The 21,321-nt window shown below is 36.5% G+C and carries 23 protein-coding genes; 5 read left to right on the top strand and 18 right to left on the bottom strand.

The window, feature by feature from the left end; all coding sequences use genetic code 11:
* Window positions 1-9 precede the first annotated feature (9 nt).
* Together ACST13_RS03305 and ACST13_RS03310 are read right to left on the bottom strand one after the other, a co-directional pair.
* On the bottom strand, window positions 10-765 hold the full coding sequence (locus tag ACST13_RS03305; protein ID WP_459521795.1) for a 3-keto-disaccharide hydrolase: 756 nt from the start codon (window positions 763-765) through the stop codon (window positions 10-12).
* Between the two features lie 67 nt (window positions 766-832).
* On the bottom strand, window positions 833-976 hold the full coding sequence (locus ACST13_RS03310) for a hypothetical protein (protein WP_201737843.1): 144 nt from the start codon (window positions 974-976) through the stop codon (window positions 833-835).
* A 91-nt stretch (window positions 977-1,067) separates the two neighbouring features.
* Here ACST13_RS03310 and hisS point away from each other — a divergent pair, with 91 nt between their 5' ends.
* Window positions 1,068-2,426 carry a histidine--tRNA ligase gene (gene hisS, locus ACST13_RS03315; protein WP_459521796.1) on the top strand — a complete coding sequence of 453 codons (1,359 nt, stop codon included), beginning with the start codon at window positions 1,068-1,070 and terminating at the stop codon, window positions 2,424-2,426.
* 3 nt (window positions 2,427-2,429) lie between these two features.
* On the opposite strand, the gene pgi is transcribed toward hisS, so the two are convergent.
* Window positions 2,430-4,076 carry a glucose-6-phosphate isomerase gene (gene pgi, locus ACST13_RS03320; RefSeq protein ID WP_459521797.1) on the bottom strand — a complete coding sequence of 549 codons (1,647 nt, stop codon included), beginning with the start codon at window positions 4,074-4,076 and terminating at the stop codon, window positions 2,430-2,432.
* Between the two features lie 98 nt (window positions 4,077-4,174).
* Window positions 4,175-4,810 carry a peroxiredoxin gene (locus tag ACST13_RS03325; RefSeq protein WP_459521798.1) on the bottom strand — a complete coding sequence of 212 codons (636 nt, stop codon included), beginning with the start codon at window positions 4,808-4,810 and terminating at the stop codon, window positions 4,175-4,177.
* A 417-nt stretch (window positions 4,811-5,227) separates the two neighbouring features.
* Here ACST13_RS03325 and ACST13_RS03330 point away from each other — a divergent pair, with 417 nt between their 5' ends.
* Both ACST13_RS03330 and sufB read left to right on the top strand, forming a co-directional pair.
* Window positions 5,228-5,692 (top strand): Lrp/AsnC ligand binding domain-containing protein, encoded by a 465-nt coding sequence (locus ACST13_RS03330; protein ID WP_459521799.1) that lies wholly within the window; start codon window positions 5,228-5,230, stop codon window positions 5,690-5,692.
* A 76-nt stretch (window positions 5,693-5,768) separates the two neighbouring features.
* The gene (gene sufB / locus ACST13_RS03335; protein ID WP_459521800.1) at window positions 5,769-7,217 is read left to right on the top strand and encodes a Fe-S cluster assembly protein SufB; all 1,449 of its coding nucleotides are present in this window, start codon (window positions 5,769-5,771) and stop codon (window positions 7,215-7,217) included.
* A 1-nt stretch (window position 7,218) separates the two neighbouring features.
* Here sufB and ACST13_RS03340 read toward each other — a convergent pair whose 3' ends face one another.
* On the bottom strand, window positions 7,219-8,067 hold the full coding sequence (locus ACST13_RS03340) for a 1-aminocyclopropane-1-carboxylate deaminase/D-cysteine desulfhydrase (RefSeq protein WP_459521801.1): 849 nt from the start codon (window positions 8,065-8,067) through the stop codon (window positions 7,219-7,221).
* Between ACST13_RS03340 and ACST13_RS03345 the strand changes: the two genes are divergently transcribed.
* Together ACST13_RS03345 and ACST13_RS03350 are read left to right on the top strand one after the other, a co-directional pair.
* Window positions 8,060-9,091 carry an RluA family pseudouridine synthase gene (locus ACST13_RS03345; protein ID WP_459521802.1) on the top strand — a complete coding sequence of 344 codons (1,032 nt, stop codon included), beginning with the start codon at window positions 8,060-8,062 and terminating at the stop codon, window positions 9,089-9,091. The two genes, ACST13_RS03340 and ACST13_RS03345, sit on opposite strands and share 8 nt — an antisense overlap.
* Entirely contained in the window at window positions 9,084-9,536 is a 453-nt protein-coding gene (locus ACST13_RS03350) for an N-acetyltransferase family protein (protein ID WP_459521803.1), read from the top strand. Before ACST13_RS03345 ends, ACST13_RS03350 begins: the two co-directional genes overlap by 8 nt.
* Here the strand turns inward: ACST13_RS03350 and ACST13_RS03355 are convergent.
* The 13 genes from ACST13_RS03355 to ACST13_RS03415 form a co-directional block, all read right to left on the bottom strand.
* Window positions 9,531-10,538 carry a GntR family transcriptional regulator gene (locus tag ACST13_RS03355; RefSeq protein ID WP_459521804.1) on the bottom strand — a complete coding sequence of 336 codons (1,008 nt, stop codon included), beginning with the start codon at window positions 10,536-10,538 and terminating at the stop codon, window positions 9,531-9,533. The genes ACST13_RS03350 and ACST13_RS03355 overlap by 6 nt on opposite strands.
* Before the next feature lie 10 nt (window positions 10,539-10,548).
* Window positions 10,549-11,856, bottom strand: a complete 1,308-nt coding sequence (locus ACST13_RS03360; RefSeq protein ID WP_459521805.1) for a sugar porter family MFS transporter — start codon at window positions 11,854-11,856, stop codon at window positions 10,549-10,551.
* Window positions 11,857-11,919: 63 nt separating this feature from the next.
* On the bottom strand, window positions 11,920-12,699 hold the full coding sequence (locus ACST13_RS03365; RefSeq protein ID WP_459521806.1) for a helix-turn-helix domain-containing protein: 780 nt from the start codon (window positions 12,697-12,699) through the stop codon (window positions 11,920-11,922).
* A gap of 65 nt (window positions 12,700-12,764) precedes the next feature.
* Entirely contained in the window at window positions 12,765-13,898 is a 1,134-nt protein-coding gene (locus ACST13_RS03370) for an MFS transporter (protein WP_459521807.1), read from the bottom strand.
* Entirely contained in the window at window positions 13,898-14,428 is a 531-nt protein-coding gene (locus tag ACST13_RS03375) for a 5' nucleotidase, NT5C type (protein ID WP_459521808.1), read from the bottom strand. Before ACST13_RS03375 ends, ACST13_RS03370 begins: the two co-directional genes overlap by 1 nt.
* Window positions 14,429-14,492: 64 nt before the next feature.
* The gene (groL, locus tag ACST13_RS03380; protein WP_459521809.1) at window positions 14,493-16,124 is read right to left on the bottom strand and encodes a chaperonin GroEL; all 1,632 of its coding nucleotides are present in this window, start codon (window positions 16,122-16,124) and stop codon (window positions 14,493-14,495) included.
* Window positions 16,125-16,153: 29 nt separating this feature from the next.
* Entirely contained in the window at window positions 16,154-16,432 is a 279-nt protein-coding gene (locus tag ACST13_RS03385) for a co-chaperone GroES (protein WP_459459856.1), read from the bottom strand.
* A gap of 132 nt (window positions 16,433-16,564) precedes the next feature.
* Window positions 16,565-16,882, bottom strand: a complete 318-nt coding sequence (gene secG, locus ACST13_RS03390) for a preprotein translocase subunit SecG (protein ID WP_459521810.1) — start codon at window positions 16,880-16,882, stop codon at window positions 16,565-16,567.
* 2 nt (window positions 16,883-16,884) lie between these two features.
* Entirely contained in the window at window positions 16,885-17,409 is a 525-nt protein-coding gene (locus ACST13_RS03395) for a hypothetical protein (RefSeq protein WP_459521811.1), read from the bottom strand.
* A 7-nt stretch (window positions 17,410-17,416) separates the two neighbouring features.
* Window positions 17,417-17,923, bottom strand: coding sequence for an LptE family protein (locus ACST13_RS03400; protein ID WP_459521812.1), 507 nt, complete (start codon window positions 17,921-17,923; stop codon window positions 17,417-17,419).
* Window positions 17,901-19,187, bottom strand: a complete 1,287-nt coding sequence (locus tag ACST13_RS03405; RefSeq protein ID WP_459521813.1) for a sigma-54 interaction domain-containing protein — start codon at window positions 19,185-19,187, stop codon at window positions 17,901-17,903. Before ACST13_RS03405 ends, ACST13_RS03400 begins: the two co-directional genes overlap by 23 nt.
* On the bottom strand, window positions 19,181-20,596 hold the full coding sequence (miaB, locus tag ACST13_RS03410) for a tRNA (N6-isopentenyl adenosine(37)-C2)-methylthiotransferase MiaB (RefSeq protein ID WP_459521814.1): 1,416 nt from the start codon (window positions 20,594-20,596) through the stop codon (window positions 19,181-19,183). The genes ACST13_RS03405 and miaB overlap by 7 nt, the downstream gene beginning before the upstream one ends.
* Before the next feature lie 52 nt (window positions 20,597-20,648).
* Window positions 20,649-21,302 carry an ABC transporter ATP-binding protein gene (locus tag ACST13_RS03415; protein WP_459521815.1) on the bottom strand — a complete coding sequence of 218 codons (654 nt, stop codon included), beginning with the start codon at window positions 21,300-21,302 and terminating at the stop codon, window positions 20,649-20,651.
* Window positions 21,303-21,321: the final 19 nt, after the last annotated feature.

Here is a 21,321-nt window from a genome sequence, read left to right on the forward strand (position 1 = left end):
AGAAATTTATTACATTTTTCTTAACCAAATATTTCGGTAGCTCACTGGATTTCCGTGATCTTGTAAGCTAATTGGGCCGGGTCCGTGGACAGGATTCAATGGTTGACCAATATATTCCGTTGTGCCTTGAATCTTTGTATGATTTTGAATGACAATACCGTTGTGAATAACAGTTATATATGCAGGTGTATCAATTCCTCCATTCGTAGTAAATATAGGAGCTGTGTAAATAATATCGTAGGTATTCCAATCCCCCATTTTAGAACTGGCATTCACTAAGGGAGGTGATTGCTTATATATGGCACCAGCTTGTCCATTACGATAGGTGGGGTTTTGGTAAGAGTTCATTACTTGAACTTCGTACATGCCCTGCATAAATATGCCACTATTTCCTTTTCCTTGACTTTTCTGGGTTTCTGGTTCGATAGGGGATTGCCATTCGATGTGCAATTGGTAGTTAGTGAATTTTTCTTTTGTAGATATGTTTCCTGTCTTACCCACAACGGTCATTTTTCCTTCTGCTACTTTCCAAAGTGCTGGTGAACCATCTTTTGCCGATTCCCAGTTATCTAGGTTTTTCCCATCAAATAAAACAATAGCATCGGAAGGAATGGCTCCTGGAGTTACTACAGTGATACTTGGTTCCCAATATTCCGTATCGTTAGGATTAGTCGGATTCACCTTTACGTGACGATGATCTTGCGCAAAAGTGCTTGTTGTACCCGCTAATAGTAGCGTTGAAACAATTAATAGAGTCTTTTTCATTGTTTAGAGGATTTGTTGAACATAAAAAAACCGGCATAGACCGGTTTAAATATAAAGAATTTTATTCTTATTTAGCGAAGCTAGCTTTGATTGCTTCTACATCAACTAATTTGATGATAGGTCTTGCTTTTAAGATTTTGATAGCTGCAACCTTGTTGTTAGCTACTGCTTTATTTCTTCTGTCTTTACGTTTTAGTCTAGTTACTGCCATGTCTTTGATAATTAAGTTTGCAAAAATAGCTAAAATCAATTATTATCAAAAATATTAAGGCATAATTAATTAAATTTGTTTTTTTACAATCATGCAGAAACCAGCAAACGCTCGAGGTACTAGGGATTTTGGTCCCACCGAAATGGCAAAACGTAATTACGTTTTTGACATTATAAAGACTCATTTTCAAGGATTTGGCTTTCAAACTATTGAAACGCCAGCTATTGAAAATCTGTCTACCTTGACTGGTAAGTATGGGGAGGAAGGAGATCAGTTATTATTTAAGATATTAAATAGTGGGGATTATTTGTCCAAAGTTTCTCCATCAGACATCGATTCTGGTTCAAAATCTTTAACTAATAAGATTTCTGAGAAGGGCTTACGCTATGATCTTACAGTACCATTTGCCCGCTTCGTGGCAATGAATCGCAACGATTTAGCTTTCCCCTTCCGTAGATATCAAATTCAACCAGTTTGGAGGGCAGATCGTCCCCAGCGTGGTCGTTATCGCGAATTTTATCAATGTGATGCTGATATTATTGGTTCAGATTCATTGGTAAATGAGGCTGAATTGATTGCCTTATTTCAATCTATCTTTTCATCGTTACAACTTCGGGTGAATCTATACCTTAATTCTCGTAAGATTTTAGCCGGAATTGTAGATACACTAGGTGAAAGTGAGCGTTTTGTAGCTTTTGCAGTAGCACTAGATAAGTTAGATAAGATTGGTTGGGATAATGTGGCAAAGGAGTTAGTCGAAAATGGTTTTTCACAAGCGAAAACGGATGCCATTAAGGATCTTGTATTGTTTGAAGGAGCAAATGAAGAGAAAATTTCCAAATTGACTGCGTTTTTTGGTTCTAATGTTATCGGTTCACAAGGTATAGCAGAGATTACAGAAGTACTTTCTTTATCTGAAACGAATGGTTTTTCTTCCGATAACCTTGTGTTTGATTATAGGTTAGCCCGTGGTTTAAGCTATTATACTGGTTTAATCTATGAAGGCAAGTCAGTGGATGTACCTTTTGGATCTATTGTGGGTGGTGGTCGTTATGATGATTTAACGAGTTCATTTGGTTTACCTAATATGTCTGGAGTTGGTATTTCTTTTGGGATTGAACGTATTCTTGATGTAATGGAAGAGTTAAAGCTATTCCCTGAAATTGCAACGAGTGCAAGCGCTATCTTATTTACCTATTTTGATGCAGACGGTCGCAAAGCTAGTTTAGGAATGGCGAATGAATTAAGAAAAGCAGGTATTCCCACAGAAGTTTATCCAGATATTGCCAAAATTAAAAAGTCTTTCGAGTTCGCTGATAAGAAGAAAATCGCTTACGTAGCCGTAATAGGGGATTCGGAGTTGAAAGAAGGAAAAGCGAATGTTAAGAATATGAAAAATGGAGAACAGAATCTGCTCTCCATCTCTGAAATGATTACTTTATTGAAGTAATGATTACCTCCAAGCTTTAAATTGATTAATCAATCCGTTAGTAGAAGAGTCATGTGAAGTGATTATATTTTCGTTTTCTAATTCAGGTAAAATGGAATTAGCTAATTGCTTTCCTAATTCTACTCCCCATTGATCGTAGCTGAAGATATTCCAAATCACCCCTTGAACAAATATCTTGTGCTCATACATCGCGATTAACGAACCTAATGTCGCTGGATCTAGTTTTTTTATTAGGAATGAGTTTGTCGGTTTATTGCCTTCAAATACTTTAAAAGGAGCTAATTTTTCTATCTCCAATTCACTTAATCCTGCTTTTTGTAATTCGGCTACCACATCCTCTTTTGATTTCCCATTCATCAAAGCTTCTGTTTGTGCAAAGAAATTAGACATTAGAAGTGTATGGTGATTTGTGATCTTATTATGAGTAACAGCGGGTGCAATAAAATCAGCCGGAATCAGTTGTGTTCCTTGATGAATTAATTGATAAAAAGCATGTTGTCCGTTTGTACCAGGTTCTCCCCAAATAACGGGACCAGTTGCATAATTAACTCGTTTTCCTGTGCGATCTATTGTCTTTCCATTTGATTCCATATCCCCTTGTTGGAAATAGGCCGCAAAACGATGCATATATTGATCATAGGGTAAAATGGCATGCGTAGGAGCGTTGAAAAAATTCACATACCAAATTCCTAATAATCCTAAGATAACGGGAATATTACTTTCAAATGGGGCAGAGGCGAAATGAGTATCCATGGCTTCTGCACCGGCTAATAATGCTTCAAAATGATCATATCCTACTGAAAGACAGATGGATAATCCGATGGCAGACCATAATGAATAGCGACCACCTACCCAATCCCAGAATACAAACATATTTGCTGTATCTATTCCAAATTCAGCTACAGCTTTCATATTTGTGGATAATGCCACAAAATGTTTAGCAACCGTTGAGTTATCTTTTGCTGTGGCTAAAAACCAATCTCTGGCCGAGAAGGCATTTGCCATAGTTTCTTGTGTAGTGAAGGTTTTAGATGCTATTAAAAATAAGGTTGTCTCTGGATTTACTTTTTTTAATGTTTCAGCGATGTGCGTTCCGTCTACATTGCTAACAAAATGCACGTTTAATCTTGATTTATAAGGTTTTAAAGCTTCAGTTACCATTACTGGGCCTAAATCTGATCCACCGATTCCAATATTTACTACATCGGTGATTTCTTTTCCTGTATATCCTTTCCATTCTCCAGATATGACGCGATTAGAAAACTCTTTCATCAGCGCTTTTACTGCTTGAATTTTAGGGATGATATTTTCTCCATCCACCAGGATAGATGCTGTTGGTTTGGCTCTTAGTGCCGTATGCAATACCGAACGTCCTTCTGTTTGATTGATCTTATCGCCATTAAATTGTGCTTTAATAGCTTCTTCTAATCCACATTCTTTTGCCAAAGCCAACAATGACTGAAAGCTTTTTTCATCAATTAGGTTCTTCGAGAAATCAAAAAAGATATCGTTAAATGTTTTGCTGTATATAGCTTGTCTCTTAGAATCGCCATCAAATAGATTAGCAATTAAGGTAGAGGCTAATCTTTCTTGGTCAGATTGAAGTGCCTTATAAGCAGAGGTAGATGTGAAATTAATCGTTGATAACATGCGGATTATATTAATGAGCTACAAAAATAGCCTTTTAAAATAAAAAATGCCAAAATCCACGTTACATGAATGTTGGCATTTTATTAAATAACGCAATTCTACAAATTCGGTTGAGGTGTTTTGCGTAAATATGGTTTAACCGAAGTAAAGCCTTTAGGGAATTTAGCCACCGCATCTTCATTCGAAACAGCCGGAACAATAATTACATCGTCTCCATTTACCCAATCCGCAGGCGTAGCCACTTGGTAGTTAGCTGTTAATTGTAAAGAATCAATCACACGTAAAATTTCCGTAAAATTACGACCAGTCGAAGCTGGGTAAGTTAACGTTAATTTGATTTTCTTATCAGGCCCGATAACAAACACCGAACGAACAGTAGCTTTTTCTGACGCATTTGGGTGAATCATATCGTATAATAAGGCTACTGTTTTCTCTGGATCAGCAATGATAGGAAAATTCATCTTCACTGAATTCACCTCTTCGATATCTGGTACCCATTTATTGTGGGATTCTAAACTATCGACTGAAATAGCAATGGGTTTTACGTTACGTTTTTGGAATTCACCATTTAATAGAGCCGTTTTACCTAATTCAGTTGTACATACTGGCGTAAAGTCAGCAGGGTGGCTAAATAATAAAACCCATGAATCTCCAATAAATTCATGAAAGTTTATGTGTCCTAATGTGGTATCCGCACTGAAGTCCGGTGCGATATCTCCTAATCTTAATGACATGATGTTGGGGGTCTATAGATTTAAACTAGTTTGTCTACCAAATATATAGATTTTATAAACAATAAAAAAGCAATCCTAAAATAGGATTGCTTTTAACATTACACTTCATCAACAAACTAAAAACAAATTAATTAAATTGCTGTAGGAGAAGGATTCGAACCTCCAAGGTGCAGTTAGCCTCGACACAGAACTGATTTAGTGGTCAACCCATTACGCCGCGTTTATCCTGAACTCACCACCCCCGAGACAGGAGGGCACGTCTGCCAATTTCATCACCCTACAGTGAAAATTATTACCTTTGCAATAATTAATAGGACAAATATAAAAGGAGATTTTTAATTTTTCAAAATTTTTCAAATAAAATTGTCTTTTTTTGCATAATTTATAATATGTACCTCATATAATTACGAAAATTCAATGGAAAAGAAGTTTGAGCTAGATCCTTTAGATTATAAAATTTTAGAAATTTTAGTAAAAGATGCTAATTTACCTTATACAGAAATAGGAACTAGACTGGATGTTTCTGGTGGTACCGTGCACGTGAGGATGAAAAAAATGGAATCTTTAGGAATAGTTAAAGGAGCCCAACTGTTAATTGATTATGCTAAAATCGGGTGGGACATCACTGCTTTCCTAGGCATATATTTAGATAAAAGCAGTTTATACGAAGATGTCGCTAAGCAGTTAGAACAAATTCCAGAAGTAGTCAATATTCACTATACGACAGGTATTTATTCTATTTTTGTTAAAATTATTTGTCGTGATACACAGCATTTGCGTGAAGTACTTCATGATAAGATTCAACGTGTTACAGGTATCCAACGTACAGAAACATTTATTTCTTTAGAAGAAAGTCTAATAAGAAATACCCCTTTATTGTAGCTGTTTAGATTAATTCTAAACTAAGTCTATTTTTCTCTAAAATCCTTTTGTAATTTTGTATTCTAAATGCAAAATCATGGCAGAGAAAGTAGACGATATTTTACAAGAAGTAACCTCGTCCGATTATAAATACGGGTTTGAGTCTCATTTTGAGACAGATGAAGCTCCTATTGGTTTAAGTGAATCCATTATTCATTTTATTTCTGAAAAAAAGAATGAACCAGATTGGATGCTCGAGTGGCGTTTATCCGCCTACCGCTATTGGAGGACGTTAGCTGAACCAGATTGGGCTAATTTATTATATACTCCTACTAAATACGATGAATTAAAGTATTATTCTGCTCCTGTTCAAAAGAAGCAGTTAAATTCATTAGATGAAATTGATCCTGAATTACGTCGTACTTTTGAAAAATTAGGAATTTCCTTAGATGAGCAAAAGCGACTTTCGAATGTGGCTGTAGATGCGGTGATTGACTCGGTTTCGGTAGCCACCACGTTTAAAGATACTTTGCTAGAAAAAGGAGTCATTTTTTGCTCCATTTCAGAGGCAGTAAGAGAATATCCTGAATTAATCAAAAAATACCTAGGATCAGTAGTTCCCGTAAAAGACAATTATTTTGCGGCATTGAATAGTGCTGTATTTTCTGATGGTTCGTTTTGTTACATCCCTAAGGGTGTTCGTTGCCCGATGGAACTTTCTACGTATTTCCGTATCAATGCATCTGGTACAGGTCAATTTGAACGTACATTGATCGTGGCTGAAGATGAATCCTATGTTAGTTATTTAGAAGGTTGTACAGCGCCTATGCGTGATGAGAATCAATTGCACGCAGCGGTGGTAGAGATTTATGTGCATGCAGGTGCTGAAGTGAAATATTCAACGGTTCAAAACTGGTATCCAGGGGATAAAGAAGGGAAGGGCGGGATCTATAATTTCGTAACCAAACGCGGAATTTGTGACGGTGCTCACTCAAAATTATCGTGGACTCAAGTAGAAACAGGTTCTGCAGTTACTTGGAAATACCCATCAGTTATTTTAAAAGGGGACTATTCTATCGGAGAATTTTATTCAGTAGCGGTAACAAATAATTACCAGCAGGCTGATACAGGTACGAAGATGATTCACTTAGGGAAGCATTCTAAATCCCGTATTGTATCTAAAGGTATCTCAGCTGGGTTCTCTCAAAATTCGTATCGTGGCTTAGTTCAAATAGCGCGCAAAGCCGATGGATCTAAGAACTTCTCACAATGTGATTCCCTTTTATTAGGGGATAAATGTGGGGCACATACATTCCCTTATTTGGAAGTTAAAAATAACACAGCCTCCGTAGAACACGAGGCTACTACCTCTAAAATAGGTGAGGATCAAATATTTTATTGCAATCAACGCGGTTTAAGTACAGAAACAGCCATTGCTTTAATTGTTAATGGTTATGCTAAAGAGGTATTAAAACAATTGCCAATGGAGTTTGCAGTAGAAGCGCAAAAATTGCTGGCGATTTCTTTAGAAGGATCGGTAGGTTAAATTATTTAACTCCTCCTGTATGGATGGCCACTAGTTTCGTATTGGGAGCTATGTGGCCATTTTTTATGTGATCGACTAGGGCATAAAACATTCGACCCGTATAAATTGGTTCGATAGCGATGTTGTACTTAGTACGGAATTCTTCACAAAATTGATCTAACTGTATAGTTTGCTTAGCGTATTTGCCAAATATATAGTGATCGTCGATCATTAAATTAGGTCTAGGATAGAACTTTAGGTGGTCTTCAATTTCTGTTTTATTGTTTAGCGTCAAAATACCATGTACCGTTCCATTATAGTATTGTGCAATTCCGATGGCCGTTGCTCCCGTTCCTATGGCTGTATAAATATGATCGCAGGCGGGTATTTCTGTAACCAATTCTTCCATTCCTTGAATCGCTAATTCGCCAAAACCGCCTTCTGCTATAACCACATAATCCTCATAGCCTTCAGGGATCTGCTTTTCTCGATAAGTGCCACGGCTAATAAAGTGCATGTGCATACCCCACTTGTTCATTTGGCTTAAATAGGCATTACTAGCTGGGTGTAATTCATCACCTCGAACAATTCCAACCGTGGGGATTCCTAGGCTATTACCTACATATGCAAGAGCATAAAGGTGATTAGAGTAAGCTCCACCAAAACTTAATAGTCCAGAATGAGTGTTTAATGAGAAGGTTTGGAGATATTTTTTTAATTTGCGCCACTTATTACCCGAGATGATGGGATGTATGAGGTCGTCTCTTTTGACAAAAACCTGAATTCCTTTTGAATTCCAGCATTCATCAAATATTTCTTCTATCGGAGACGGTAAGTGTAACGCGTTAAATTCAAAATTTGCTATGTCCATCGATCCAGAAATGAATGCTTTAGAATCCGACGAAGAAGACGATTTATTTGAGCATTTTAATTTTACTGTAGACAAAGGTCAGCAATTACTCAGAATCGACAAATATTTGATGATTAAAATTGCGGGATCTAGTCGCAATAAGATTCAAGTGGGTATCGATGCGGGATCAGTGAAGGTGAATGGTGGCTTAATAAAGTCTAATTATCGTGTTAAACCACTGGATTCTATATCCGTTTCGTTTGCAACCCCTCCTCGCGACAAGGAGGTTTATCCTGAGGATATACCGATTGATATTATTTACGAAGACGAACAGCTTATTTTAGTGAATAAATCGCCTGGAATGGTCGTACACCCTGCTCAAGGTAATTGGTCAGGTACCTTAGTGAATGGATTATTATTTCATTGCCAAAGTCTCCCAGGCAAAAAAGATATTCGTCCAGGTCTTGTTCACCGTATTGATAAAGACACATCAGGCATTTTAGTCATTGGTAAAACAGAGTTTGCTTTAAATTTTTTAGGGCAACAATTTTTTGAACATAGTATTGAGCGTACCTATTATGCTATATGTTGGGGTGTACCTAAGGAGGCTAAAGGAACTTTACGCGGTAAGATTGCTAGAAGCCCTAAAGATCGTAAAGTAATGACCATATTTCCAGAGGATCATGAATTAGGAAAAATAGCCATAACACATTATGAAGTAGTGGAATCCTATGGTTTTGCTTCATTTGTCAAGTTTAAATTAGAAACCGGACGAACGCATCAGATTAGAGCTCATTTTCAGTCCATAGGCCATCCCTTATTTTCAGATTCAACTTATGGTGGCGATAAAATAAGGTTCATGTCTTCTATGGCTAGTTATAAGTCATTTATCGATAATGCGTTTAAAATTTGCCCTAGACAGGCATTGCATGCATTTTCCTTAGGATTTGTGCATCCAACTACGAATGAATTTATGCAATTTGAACAAAAGTTTCCGGAGGATTTTTTATCATTATTAACAAAATTACGAGCGATTAATGGATAAGATAGAAATAAGAAGAGCTACAAAAGAGGATATCGGATTAGTTCGAGAATTAGTCTTGGAATTAGCCATTTTTGAGAAAGCTCCAGAAGAAGTCAGCAGTACTGTAGATGATTATAGAGCAGAGGGATTTTCTGATAATCCTTTGTTCTTTGCTAACTTAATCTATTTGAATGGCGAGCTGGGTGGATTTTCTTTATGGTATTATCGCTTTTCTACTTGGAAGGGGAGACGATTCTATTTAGAAGATCTTTACATTAAAGAAAGTTTTCGTGGTAAAGGATTAGGCAAATGTATGATTGAGGAAGCAATACAGGAGGCTAAGCGAATGAAATGCACGGGAATGATGTGGCAAGTTCTTGATTGGAATAAACCAGCCATTGAATTTTATGAAACCTTAGGAGTAAAGATGGATTCAGGTTGGCTAAATGTGCATTTAGATCTATAAGGATCCTCTATCGATAAAATAGAAATCGTTTGACTCGCGACCTTTTTCGTGATTATGAATCATTTCAGCAGCGCGCTCTCCCATTTTTTTGAAATCATTTGAAATAACGGAAATTCCTTCTGCTATTATTTCTTTCAATGGAGTGTCATCATAGGAGATGATGCCAATGTCTTTTCCTACTTTCAATTTATTTTTAGTAGTCCAATTGATCATTTTGATAAGATCATACTCGCGGAATATAATATATACCTGGTGTACTTGTAAATCATAATCGTCATCTAAATCAGGGATAATATCAAATGTAAGTTCATTTTCAGTGCAGAACTTAGTAAAACCCTGTATTATTCCATCTGGCGTATATTGGAAGCTTTTAGAGCTTAATACTAAATTTGTTTGTTGGTATTTTTTTATTTTTTCTAACGATTGAAGTAGTCCTTGATATATATTGGACTCAAAGTTTTGATATAAAATAGCGTAATCATCACTTAACTCTTTCACGTTTATATCTAGTACCAATAATTTATCCTTAGGAATTTTGGAAATAATCCTAGCTACATTTTTATTGAAATGAGGTAGAATAATGTAGTGATTGTATTTTCCCAAATTATTCGTGATTAACTCTTCGAACAATTCAAGATCATGGTAATGGAAAAATAAGTTATGGCTTACTTCGTCGCCTAAATTTGAGATAATACTTTCATATAATGTTTCTTTATAAGGTGTTAAGGCATCCATCAGTATAAATACGCGTAATACATTTTTCGTATTAGTACTTGCTACGTAAAATCCTTTACCATGGTGCGAACTAATTAACCCTTTCTCACGTAAGTCATCATAAGCCTTAGTGACAGTCATTCTAGCCATATTAAAATCGCTAGCCACCTTATTGATAGAAGGTAATTGTTTTCCGTGCTCTAATAAGCCTGAATTGATTCCATCTATGATACCATCAATAAGTTGCTGGTATTTAGGTTTGCTACTGGTAGGATCAAAATGTATCATAAGAACACGATTAATGCATGATTATCGACTTTTCTATATCTTCTAAATTGGCTCCTTTAGTCTCTGGCATCATTAAGGCCACATAGACTAATTGTGCCACCATCATAACGGCAAAAAAACCAAAAATTAATGTTCCACCGTAACTTTCGGTAAATAGTGGAAAGAAATTAGCCACTAATGCCGCAAACACCCAATGCGTTAAGGAACCCCAGGCCATACCTGAAGCGCGAACCGAATTGGGAAATATTTCTGATATAAAGACCCAAATAACTGAACCTTGCCCTATAGCGTGTGAGGCTATAAAGGCAAAAATATAGATCGGGACAAAGGTATACGATTCTGTATAAAAAGCATGGGCAATAAGACTGAGTGTAATAATATATCCAATCGAACCTATATACATGAGTATTCTGCGTCCCACACGATCAATTAAGTACCATCCCAATAGGGTAAATAGTAAGTTAGCGATACCTATGCCCGCAGTTGATAAAAGAGCTGATTCTTTGCCTAAACCCGTTAATTCATAGATTCTAGGCGCATAATAGATGATGGCATTTATACCCGACATTTGATTAAAGAAAGCAAATAAAAAGGCTAAGGTTAATGGCCAAACAAATTTCTTAGTAAATAAGGATTCCTTGGAAGTACTTTTTTTAGCATTTGTTTGAATGCGTAAAATGGTTTCTTCTGGATTCGGGTCGGCTAATTCTAAGACTTTGCGCGCTCCTACCAAATCATTGCGTTTTAGTAATAAAAATTGTGGTGTCTCCGGTGTTAGTAATATTAGCACCGAGAATACTAACGAGGGAAGAGAAACAACGCCTAACATGATTCGCCAATCGTTTTCTATACCTTGAATAAAGTAATTAGATACGTAAGCAATTAAAATACCTAAGACAATATTTAATTGAAAGGAGATAACTAGTTTACCGCGGTGTTTGGCAGGAGCAATTTCTGAAATATAAATAGGAGCGACTACGGAGGATGCTCCAATTCCTAATCCACCTAAAAAGCGAAATAACATGAATAAATTCACATCTGGAGCTATAGCAGCGCCTATAGAAGAGATGAAAAAGCTTAAGCCTATCCAAAATAAGGTCTTTTTTCGGCCATATAAATCTGCTGGAACTCCACCTAATGCTGCTCCAATGACGGTGCCATACAAGGCAGCCGCAATTGCTAAACCATGAGTGAAAGAATCCAAATGCCATAATTGTTGAATGGCTAGTTCCGCTCCAGATATAACAGCGACGTCCATACCAAAAAGTAGACCGCCTAATCCTACTGTAATCGACCAAAATATAACGTGTTTGTTCATAGCTTATTTATATCCTACAAAATTTAAAAATTTTAGTTGATATAAATTGTAAAAAACAGACAATTATAAATTCTTTTGAAAAATGGAGGTGTAATGCAATAGATGCTCGGGGGAGATGTATTGTTTGAATTCATCTATAAATTCCGAGTCTTTCATATCAAAAAGACTGCTTTTGAGGCTTTTGGGAGTTTTACCAGTATACTTCTTGAATTCATTTATAAAATGAGCTGAATCATAATACCCTAATTGATCAGCTAAATCCTGGCTTTTAATATCTTTTGTGGATGCAAATAGTGCTAGCGATTGGTTAATACGTTTTATTTGAACGTATTCCTTAGGACTAATACCAATTACTTCATGAAATAGTCGAGATAGTTTTTTATAGGAACTAGGCAATGCACTAGATTCTGAATCTAGTTCTTGAAGCATTAGTAATAAATTCAAATACTTTTTAGCCTGTTTATCAATCAAATGAGCTAATAAGTAGGCCTCTATTGTTTCGCAACGTTGATCAAAATCGATTGTATGACTTAATGACGGTAGATCTGGTAAGAGCGTGTCCGCTTCTGAACTCTCATTATTCGTTGCAGAGATAGGAGAGAGTAAGAAAGGAAACAAACCTCCCACTCTAAATTTTACCCCAAAAATATGGATACCTGGCAGATGTTTATAAAAATTAGGGGCCTGGTGAAGTCCCTCTAGTTGAACTCCATTTATGGCCCTAAAGTTCTCCGTGTTCGCATGAGAACGATAATAGTCTTTTCCAAAAGAATAGGTCAGTACTGTTTGGTCTTCAGGAAAAATCGTTTCAATATCATAAGGTATAATACCAGCTTCATCCACTTGTTTTTACCATAAATGGTCTACAAATGGGGCTAATGCCGTTGAAGGTTTACGGTATTCTATGATCATCTTTTATTTGCCCAAGTTTTAGAGATAAAGGCTCCTAAAAAGCCTAGCACTACAATTAATACTAAGGCTTTGTCTAAACCGACAAAATCTGACAAATAACCGATTAACACAGGACCTAGCAGGAAACCAACGTAAGCAATTGTAGAAACACCTGCAATAGCTATGGATGGCATAATTTCCTTTTGATTTCCAGCCTGAGAATAAATTAATGGGACCACCGTAGAAATTCCAATACCAGTTATAAAACAGCCAGTCACTTTAAAATAAATGGATTCCATTCCTAAGGTTAACATCATTCCTAGCGCGGTCAGTATTCCGTTGAAAATAAGAATAGTAGATACATCATATTTTAAGGAAATTTTATCCCCTAAAAACCGTCCAATTACCATAGCTACAGCAAATGATGAAAAACCGATGGTGATTGGATAAGGTGAATTAGGAATGTATTCTTTAAAATAGAGTGAAATCCAATCTGCCATGGCTCCTTCGCACAACATGCCACAAAAGGCTATAAAGGACAAAATGATCAAATAAGGCCCTAAATTCAATATAGATGACTTAGGTTTATTTTCGTCTTGAACGGGTCTGTCTGTCAATAAATTCCTGATACTGAAGGGAATAAGTAAAACATTAGATAATGCCACTAGTCCAAAATGTTCTTGTGTACTGAAATTTGCTCTTTCTAAAATACCACCTAAAAATGCGCCTGACATTAAACCAATCGAAAATACGGCATGAAAGGAGGACATAATGATTTTGTTCATTTTGGCCTCTAAACTTACTACCTGCGTATTCATGGCTATATTCATAATATCACCAACCATCCCAAAGAAAAACAAACCAATAAATAGACTGATAGCGGAATTCATTAAACTTAGGCCAGGAATGACAATTACATACATGGCTACAGCCATGACACAAATCCACCTGGATGCGTATTTAGTTAACAACCACCCAGCTATAGGTAAGGATACCAAAGAACCTATAGGAAGTCCCATTAAAACGGTTCCTAATTGGGCATCGGATAAATGTAGATAGGTCTTAAAATCAGGAATACGCGTTGCCCAAGTAGCAAAATTCAATCCACAGATAAAAAATAAAATACCAATACTAAAACGTGTTTTTTTCATTAATCTAACAAAAGTGTTTCAATCTCTTTCCAATTATTCACACGTTTGAAATCATGAATATGTATATTATGTGGAGCTGTAAATAGGAGTGGAGTCCCTGTAAAGGTATGTAGGTTTTTCTCATGATCATCAATTAGATAATCTGCTTGAATCATGTGTTTATGACCACAGAAAACGATATGTCTCCAGGTGATAAAAGGAAAATGCATTTCCATCCAATCTAATTTTTCTTTCAAGGAATTAGGGAATTCTGTGGCAGCCGAAACGATGAAGATTTCATATTGACTATGTAGTTTTTTTACGACCTCTACTGCATCCTCGTTTACTGGGATATTTGTAAAAAAACCAGGTTCCCATAAGAAAGAATTGTTAGCTAGATAATGTCCATAAAATTCTAACTTTATGGCCTCATCTCCAGTTAATAGCTCCTCGTAAGTGTATTCTTTGGAAACTAGTTGGTTGATTCTATCAATAATTACATGGGTTGTTTTGGCCAAAACGTCATCCATGTCAATGGCTATTCTTTTCATTTTCTATTATTCAAAAAAAAACTCCCCAAATATGGGGAGTTTTCAAGGATTAATCTAATTAAAACTACATCATTCCACCCATTCCACCGCCACCTTGGCCGTGTCCATGTGCTGGCTCATTTGCTGGTTTGTCAGCAATTACACATTCTGTTGTTAACAACATACCTGCGATAGAAGCTGCATTTTCTAATGCTAAACGAGTAACCTTAGTAGGGTCGATAATACCCGCAGCGATCATATTTTCATATTTATCTTCACGTGCATTATATCCGAAGTCATCTTTTCCAGCTTTAACTGCATTGATTACAACAGATCCTTCACCACCTGCATTCGCAACGATTGTACGTAATGGAGATTCTACTGCTAGACGAATAATATTGATACCAGTTAATTGGTCTTCGTTTTCGCCTTTTAGTTTGTCTAATGCTTGAATGGCACGAATTAATGCAACACCACCACCAGCAACGATTCCTTCTTCAACAGCAGCACGAGTAGCATGCAACGCATCATCTACACGGTCTTTCTTTTCTTTCATTTCCACTTCCGTAGCAGCACCAATGTAAAGAATTGCTACACCACCTGATAACTTAGCTAAACGCTCTTGTAATTTCTCGCGGTCATAATCAGACGTTGTGTTCTCGATTTGAGCTTTGATCTGATTAACACGATTATCAATATTGTCTTTAGTACCAGCACCATTAACGATGGTTGTATTGTCTTTATCAATGATTACTTTTTCTGCTTGACCTAAATATTCGATGGTTGCATTTTCTAATTTGAAACCTCTTTCTTCAGCGATAACAGTACCACCTGTTAGGATAGCGATGTCTTCTAACATAGCTTTACGACGATCACCAAAACCTGGAGCCTTAACAGCTGCCACTTTTAATGCACCGCGCATTTTGTTTACTACCAGAGTAGCTAAAGCTTCTCCATCGACATCTTCTGAGATAATCAATAGGGGACGACCTGTTTGAGCTACTGCCTCTAATACAGGTAGTAATTCTTTCATAGAGGAAACCTTCTTCTCAGAAATTAAGATAAATGGTTTCTCTAATTCAACTTCCATTTTGTCTGTATTTGTCACAAAATAGGCAGATAAGTATCCGCGATCAAATTGCATTCCTTCTACTGTCTTCACTTCAGTTTCTGTACCACGAGCTTCTTCCACTGTGATTACACCTTCGCGACCTACTTTCTCCATTGCTGAAGAAATCATCGTTCCGATTTCAGAATCGTTATTAGCAGAGATAGTAGCTACCTGAGCGATTTCTTTAGAAGTAGTGATAGCACGTGATTGTTTCTTCAAATCACCTACAATAGCCTCTACCGCTTTCTCAATACCTCTTTTAAGATCCATTGGGTTAGCACCGGCTGCCACGTTTTTAGAACCAATCGTGTAGATTGATTGAGCCAAAACAGTTGCTGTAGTTGTTCCATCACCTGCTTGATCAGCTGTTTTTGAAGCAACCTCCTTAACAAGTTGAGCTCCCATGTTTTCAACTGGATCCTCTAATTCGATTTCTTTTGCTACCGACACACCATCTTTAGTAATAGAGGGTGATCCGAATTTTTTATCTATAATAACGTTACGACCCTTAGGTCCTAAAGTTACCTTAACCGCATTTGCAAGAGTATCAACCCCTCTTTTCATCTTTTCGCGCGCTTCGCTGTCGAAAAATAATTCCTTTGCCATATGATTTTGTAATTAATGAATTGTTAAAATTATAAAACTGCAAAAATGTCAGACTCACGCATGATCAAGTAATCTTTACCGTCAATAGTGATTTCTGTACCTGAGTATTTACCATACAAAACAGAATCGCCTACTTTAACTGTAATAGGCTCATCTTTTTTTCCATTTCCTACCGCTACGATCAATCCTTTTTGTGGTTTCTCTTTCGCTGTGTCAGGAATAATAATACCAAATGCTGTTTTCTCTTCAGCTTGAGCTGGCTCCACAATAACCCGATCCGCTAAGGGCTTAATACTTAAATTTGACATGTGTTATAAATTTAATTTAAAATTAGAGATTATACTCCCATGCGTAAACATGGTATAATAGGTCAAACAATAATAATGCCAAAACTCATTGCTGAAATTTTGGCAGTATAAATAAACAAAAAACTGTAATAACTATTGCTTCGGAGCCACTGGAGCAGGAGCAACGGGAACAGTTTTTGTAGCTGCTTTTTCGACATTCACCGAAGTACTTGCCTCTTTTGTTTCAGATAGAGTGAAATTCGTCGCTAAAACTAATACTAGAATAGCAATAGAGAAGCCCCAAGTTAATTGCTCAACAATGTCCCCTGTTTTTTGAACACCAAACATTTGCGTAGCACCTGAAGACGAAAATTCTCCACTAATACCGCCACCCTTAGGATTTTGTACTAAAATAAGTACAACTAATAGGGCAGAGAAGATAATTATCAATGAAATAAGTAAAGTAAACATATTTATTCTGTTAGTAAATTTTGTAATTCAGAAATTCGAGATGCAAAGTAAAGCCTTTTTTCAGGTTTAATCAAACTTAACTTCTCATATAATTCAATCGCTTGCAAATATTTGCCTTGTTTAGTTAATAGAATCGCAATAGTTTCAGAAACCGGCAAGGTAAATTCTACCGCTGCTAAATCCTCAACTGGTTCATCTTCGTCACTAGATCGCTTAGGCTTAGATAAAGTGGGTTGATTGAGAATGAATTGATCAATAATTGTATCTTGTATAGCTTTTATTTCCTCCGCAGGGATTACTTCTATTAGTTGTTCAGATGTCTCTGCTGAAATATCATAGATTGATTTGAAATAGTGTTTTCGCTGAGCAGACTGCAAGGCTATTCTTTGTTGCTTTAAGACTGAAAAACGCTCATTCCAATGTAATAAATAGAAAAAAGGATAAGCAGACTTATCTATTGCTAAATCTTGTTGATCTGCTCGTTCTATTTTGTTCAATAAGAACCAAAGTTTTTGTGCCTTTGACATATTCATTTTACCAATCACCAGCAATTTTATTAAACAAATCTAAAATAATTTGATCCACTAGTTTAGGGATTAGGGTCTTTTCTACTTGTGTTAAGGTTTGACTTTGAGAAAAATCTTGGTAAAAGGAGAATTCTTGCTCAAAGTTTTTGTCCTCATCTAACCTATTGGTTAAACGAAATTGAATGCGTAATGTAATTCGATTTAAACCGGCTTTATCATCTCCAGTAGGAGCTTGAGGAGTTAACTCGTATCCAATTATACTCCCTTCAATGGTTAAATCAGGGTTCTTGTTGTTGATTTTTAGTGAGGTATTACGTTGGAAATATTCTTTTAATTTCTCGTTTATTTCCAAAGTTAAATTAGCAGGCCCCCCAGCTGTTTCCATCCGAATGTTGCTAACCTGAATAGTCTGTAATTTAGGGTCTAAACTAGCCCCTTTAAAGCTGTAGCAGGAGGACAGGCCTAAAATAAGACTTGCGAAAACAAAAATATTAATCCAATTCCTCCAAATCATATTGCTTGATTTTACGATATAACGTCCGTTCTGATATGCCAAGATCTTTAGCAGCGTATTTACGTTTGTTCTTATTCTTCTTTAATGCACGAATGATGATTTCTTTTTCCTGTTTTTCTAATGATAAGGTTACATCATTTGCTGGCAAGATAACTTCTTCAAAGCTAGAATCAATGAGTTCCTCCTCAAATTTTGTTTCCTCCTGTTCGTGCATAGGCAAGGTTAAGCCAGCATTTAAAGTAGGTGAATCAGCTGTATGGCGAACTTCTTCAAAAACGGCCCTGTTATCATGAAGGATTTCGTAGCCTTTAGACTGATCAGATTCTACCACTTTTAAAAGAATCTTCTTTAATTCTGTTACATCTCGTTTTAAATCGAACAAGATTTTATAAAGAATTTCTCGTTCATTCATTCCTGCTGGCCCAGTGAAAGCATCTGCTTTAACAACCGAATTGCCTAATTTAGGTTCATTGAACTCTAAATAGTATTGCAATTGGATTTCATCGATAATTCGATCGCCTATTTCCAATACAGAAATTTGCTCAGCCAGATTTTTTAGTTGTCTAATATTACCAGGGAAGCGCTGTTTTTGAAGCAAATCCTTAGCCTCTTTCGTCAGCATAATCGGTTTTACACGATGTGACTCTGAGAAATCAGTGGTAAACTTTCTGAATAATAATTCAATATCATCTCCACGTTCTCGAAGAGGTGGAACATAAATAGGAACGGTACTTAAACGATAATAGAGGTCTTCTCTAAATTTGCCTTTTTCTATCGCTTGCTGAAGATTAAGGTTAGTGGCCGCTACAACACGCGCATTCGTTCTCTGAACCTTAGATGAACCTACCCGATAAAACTCGCCATTTTCTAGGACACGCAATAAGCGCGCTTGCGTTCCTAATGGCATTTCAGCAATTTCATCTAAGAAAATAGTTCCGCCATCTGTTACTTCAAAATAGCCTTTCCTAGCCTCGATAGCACCTGTAAATGATCCTTTTTCATGGCCAAATAATTCGGAATCAATAGTCCCTTCTGGAATGGCACCACAGTTCACTGCAATAAACGAACCATGCTTTCGCTTAGAAAGAGAATGAATGATCTTAGAAAATGATTCTTTACCTGATCCACTTTCCCCCGTAATTAAAACGGTCATATCTGTGGCCGCTACTTGTTCAGCTACAGATATGGCGCGTAATAGGGCAGGAGCGTTTCCAATAATCCCAAAACGCGCTTTTATACTAGCAAGATGGCTGTTATCTAACATAATTCACCTAATAAAGTTCCTGATGTACAATGTGTTACATTCACAAAAACATAATCCCCTTTCACTTCATTCTTTTTAGAAAAAACAACGACTTTATTGGAATCTATTTTTCCAAAATGATGTAGTTTAGATTTCTTCGAATCTCCTTCTACTAATACTTGCACTTTTTTTCCTACCCACATTTCATTGCGTTTAGCCGAATGTAATCGCTGAAGATTAATGATCTCTTGCAGTCGTCTCATCTTTACTTCTTCTGGAACATCATCAGCAAATTTCTTTTCAGCGGGAGTTCCAGGACGTTCAGAATAAGCAAACATGTAACCGAAATCATATTCAACTTCCGTTAATAAGGATAAAGTTTCCTGGTGATCTTCTTCTGTTTCTGAACAAAATCCCGAAATCATATCTTGTGATATACCACATTCGTCACCTAAAATAGAGCGAATAGCTTTAATGCGTTCTAAATACCATTCACGTGTATAGGAACGATTCATAAGTTCTAATATGCGGTTGCTTCCGCTTTGAGCTGGAAGGTGTATGTTCTTACAAATATTATCGTATTTTTTCATCGTATACAATACTTCATCTGTAATATCTTTCGGATGAGAAGTAGAGAATCGAACGCGTAGGAGTGGATTAACTAAGGCGACCGCTTCTAATAAAGAGGCAAAATTGACTAGATCACCTGAATCACTTGACCATTTATAGGAATCCACATTTTGACCTAATAAAGTAACTTCCCGGTATCCTTGCGCATATAGCTTTTCACATTCATTTAAGATGGAAGGCAAATCGCGTGATCTTTCTCGACCCCTTGTATAAGGTACAACACAAAATGTACACATATTATCACAACCTCGCATAATACTTACCATGGCAGTTACTCCATTGGAGTTTAATCTAACTGGTTCAATATTTCCGTAGGTTTCTTCCCTTGAAAGGAAGACGTTAATGGCTTTTTGGCCATCTGAAACTTCTTCTAATAAGGCTGGTAAGTCACGGTAAGCATCAGGACCAGCTACTAGATCCACAATTTTTTCCTCGTCGATTAGCTTGGTCTTCAAACGCTCTGCCATACAACCAAGAATGCCTATAGTTAAAGCTGGATTCTTCGCCTTTAAATGAGTGAAAACTTGCAGGCGATGGCGAATTTTATGTTCTGCATTCTCGCGAATAGCACAAGTATTCAATAAAATAGTATGTGCTTCTTTCAGGTTTGATGTAGTCGTATACCCGTTTTCTTGCAGAATAGAGGTAACCACTTCTGAATCGGCGAAATTCATTTGGCAACCATAACTTTCGATATAGACCTTTTTGCCAAAAGAATTAGTCACCACTTGATCTTCCGAAATTCTAGGAACATCTAAGCCATCTTTTTCTTCCTTCGTCAAAACTTTTAAATCCTGCATTTTACAATCAATGAAATTTAGATTGTAAATTTATGACATTTTGGCAGTAAATCTATTCGATTCGTCCAGAATTTAGATAAATTACTTGATCTGAATGAGAGGTTAATTTATCGTTATGGGTCACCATGATGATTCTTTGTTGCCAAACCGCCTTTAATTCAATAAATAAAGCATATAAGTTTTCCGCATTCTTATTATCTAGATTTCCGGTGGGTTCATCTGCCAATAAGAGGGATGGCCGATTAATGAGAGCTCGGGCTACCGCGACACGTTGTTGTTCTCCACCTGAGATTTGAGAAGGTAATTTTTTTAAAATATCCTGTATACCCAATGTTTGAATAATTTTCTCAAACAAAGCCTCATCCGATTCACTTAAAGCTGTTTCTTTTATAAATAAGGGGAATTTTATATTTTCTTCACAGGTGAATTCACCTAGTAAATTATGAAACTGAAAAACAAATCCTAATTTTTGGTTCCTAAAAACGGACTGATCTTTTTCCGTCAGGGAGTCATAGGATAATCCATCTAAATGGACGCTTCCTGTGTCTGCTTTCATCAGCATTCCAATGATTTGCAGGAGTGTACTTTTACCTGAACCAGATGGGCCTAAAATGCTAACCATTTCAGACTCTTTTACCTGTAAAGAGATATCGTCTAGAATTAATTGAGTCCCATAACTTTTGGAAATATTTTTTAATTCTAACATTTTTTTGTCTTTTTTTTAG

This window comes from Aquirufa sp. A-Brett2-W8, assembly GCF_054558755.1.

Coding starts and splice junctions, on each gene's coding strand:
- ACST13_RS03330 (WP_459521799.1), top strand. CDS start 5,228: ATGGAAAAGAAGTTTGAGCTAGATCCTTTAGATTATAAAATTTTAGAA.
- ACST13_RS03325 (WP_459521798.1), bottom strand. CDS start 4,810: ATGTCATTAAGATTAGGAGATATCGCACCGGACTTCAGTGCGGATACC.
- ACST13_RS03340 (WP_459521801.1), bottom strand. CDS start 8,067: ATGGACATAGCAAATTTTGAATTTAACGCGTTACACTTACCGTCTCCG.
- pgi (WP_459521797.1), bottom strand. CDS start 4,076: ATGTTATCAACGATTAATTTCACATCTACCTCTGCTTATAAGGCACTT.
- ACST13_RS03360 (WP_459521805.1), bottom strand. CDS start 11,856: ATGAACAAACACGTTATATTTTGGTCGATTACAGTAGGATTAGGCGGT.
- hisS (WP_459521796.1), top strand. CDS start 1,068: ATGCAGAAACCAGCAAACGCTCGAGGTACTAGGGATTTTGGTCCCACC.
- ACST13_RS03395 (WP_459521811.1), bottom strand. CDS start 17,409: ATGTCAAAGGCACAAAAACTTTGGTTCTTATTGAACAAAATAGAACGA.
- groL (WP_459521809.1), bottom strand. CDS start 16,124: ATGGCAAAGGAATTATTTTTCGACAGCGAAGCGCGCGAAAAGATGAAA.
- ACST13_RS03370 (WP_459521807.1), bottom strand. CDS start 13,898: ATGAAAAAAACACGTTTTAGTATTGGTATTTTATTTTTTATCTGTGGA.
- miaB (WP_459521814.1), bottom strand. CDS start 20,596: ATGCAGGATTTAAAAGTTTTGACGAAGGAAGAAAAAGATGGCTTAGAT.
- ACST13_RS03355 (WP_459521804.1), bottom strand. CDS start 10,538: ATGATACATTTTGATCCTACCAGTAGCAAACCTAAATACCAGCAACTT.
- ACST13_RS03345 (WP_459521802.1), top strand. CDS start 8,060: ATGTCCATCGATCCAGAAATGAATGCTTTAGAATCCGACGAAGAAGAC.
- ACST13_RS03310 (WP_201737843.1), bottom strand. CDS start 976: ATGGCAGTAACTAGACTAAAACGTAAAGACAGAAGAAATAAAGCAGTA.
- ACST13_RS03385 (WP_459459856.1), bottom strand. CDS start 16,432: ATGTCAAATTTAAGTATTAAGCCCTTAGCGGATCGGGTTATTGTGGAG.
- ACST13_RS03415 (WP_459521815.1), bottom strand. CDS start 21,302: ATGTTAGAATTAAAAAATATTTCCAAAAGTTATGGGACTCAATTAATT.
- sufB (WP_459521800.1), top strand. CDS start 5,769: ATGGCAGAGAAAGTAGACGATATTTTACAAGAAGTAACCTCGTCCGAT.
- ACST13_RS03400 (WP_459521812.1), bottom strand. CDS start 17,923: ATGATTTGGAGGAATTGGATTAATATTTTTGTTTTCGCAAGTCTTATT.
- ACST13_RS03375 (WP_459521808.1), bottom strand. CDS start 14,428: ATGAAAAGAATAGCCATTGACATGGATGACGTTTTGGCCAAAACAACC.
- ACST13_RS03350 (WP_459521803.1), top strand. CDS start 9,084: ATGGATAAGATAGAAATAAGAAGAGCTACAAAAGAGGATATCGGATTA.
- ACST13_RS03405 (WP_459521813.1), bottom strand. CDS start 19,187: ATGTTAGATAACAGCCATCTTGCTAGTATAAAAGCGCGTTTTGGGATT.
- ACST13_RS03305 (WP_459521795.1), bottom strand. CDS start 765: ATGAAAAAGACTCTATTAATTGTTTCAACGCTACTATTAGCGGGTACA.
- secG (WP_459521810.1), bottom strand. CDS start 16,882: ATGTTTACTTTACTTATTTCATTGATAATTATCTTCTCTGCCCTATTA.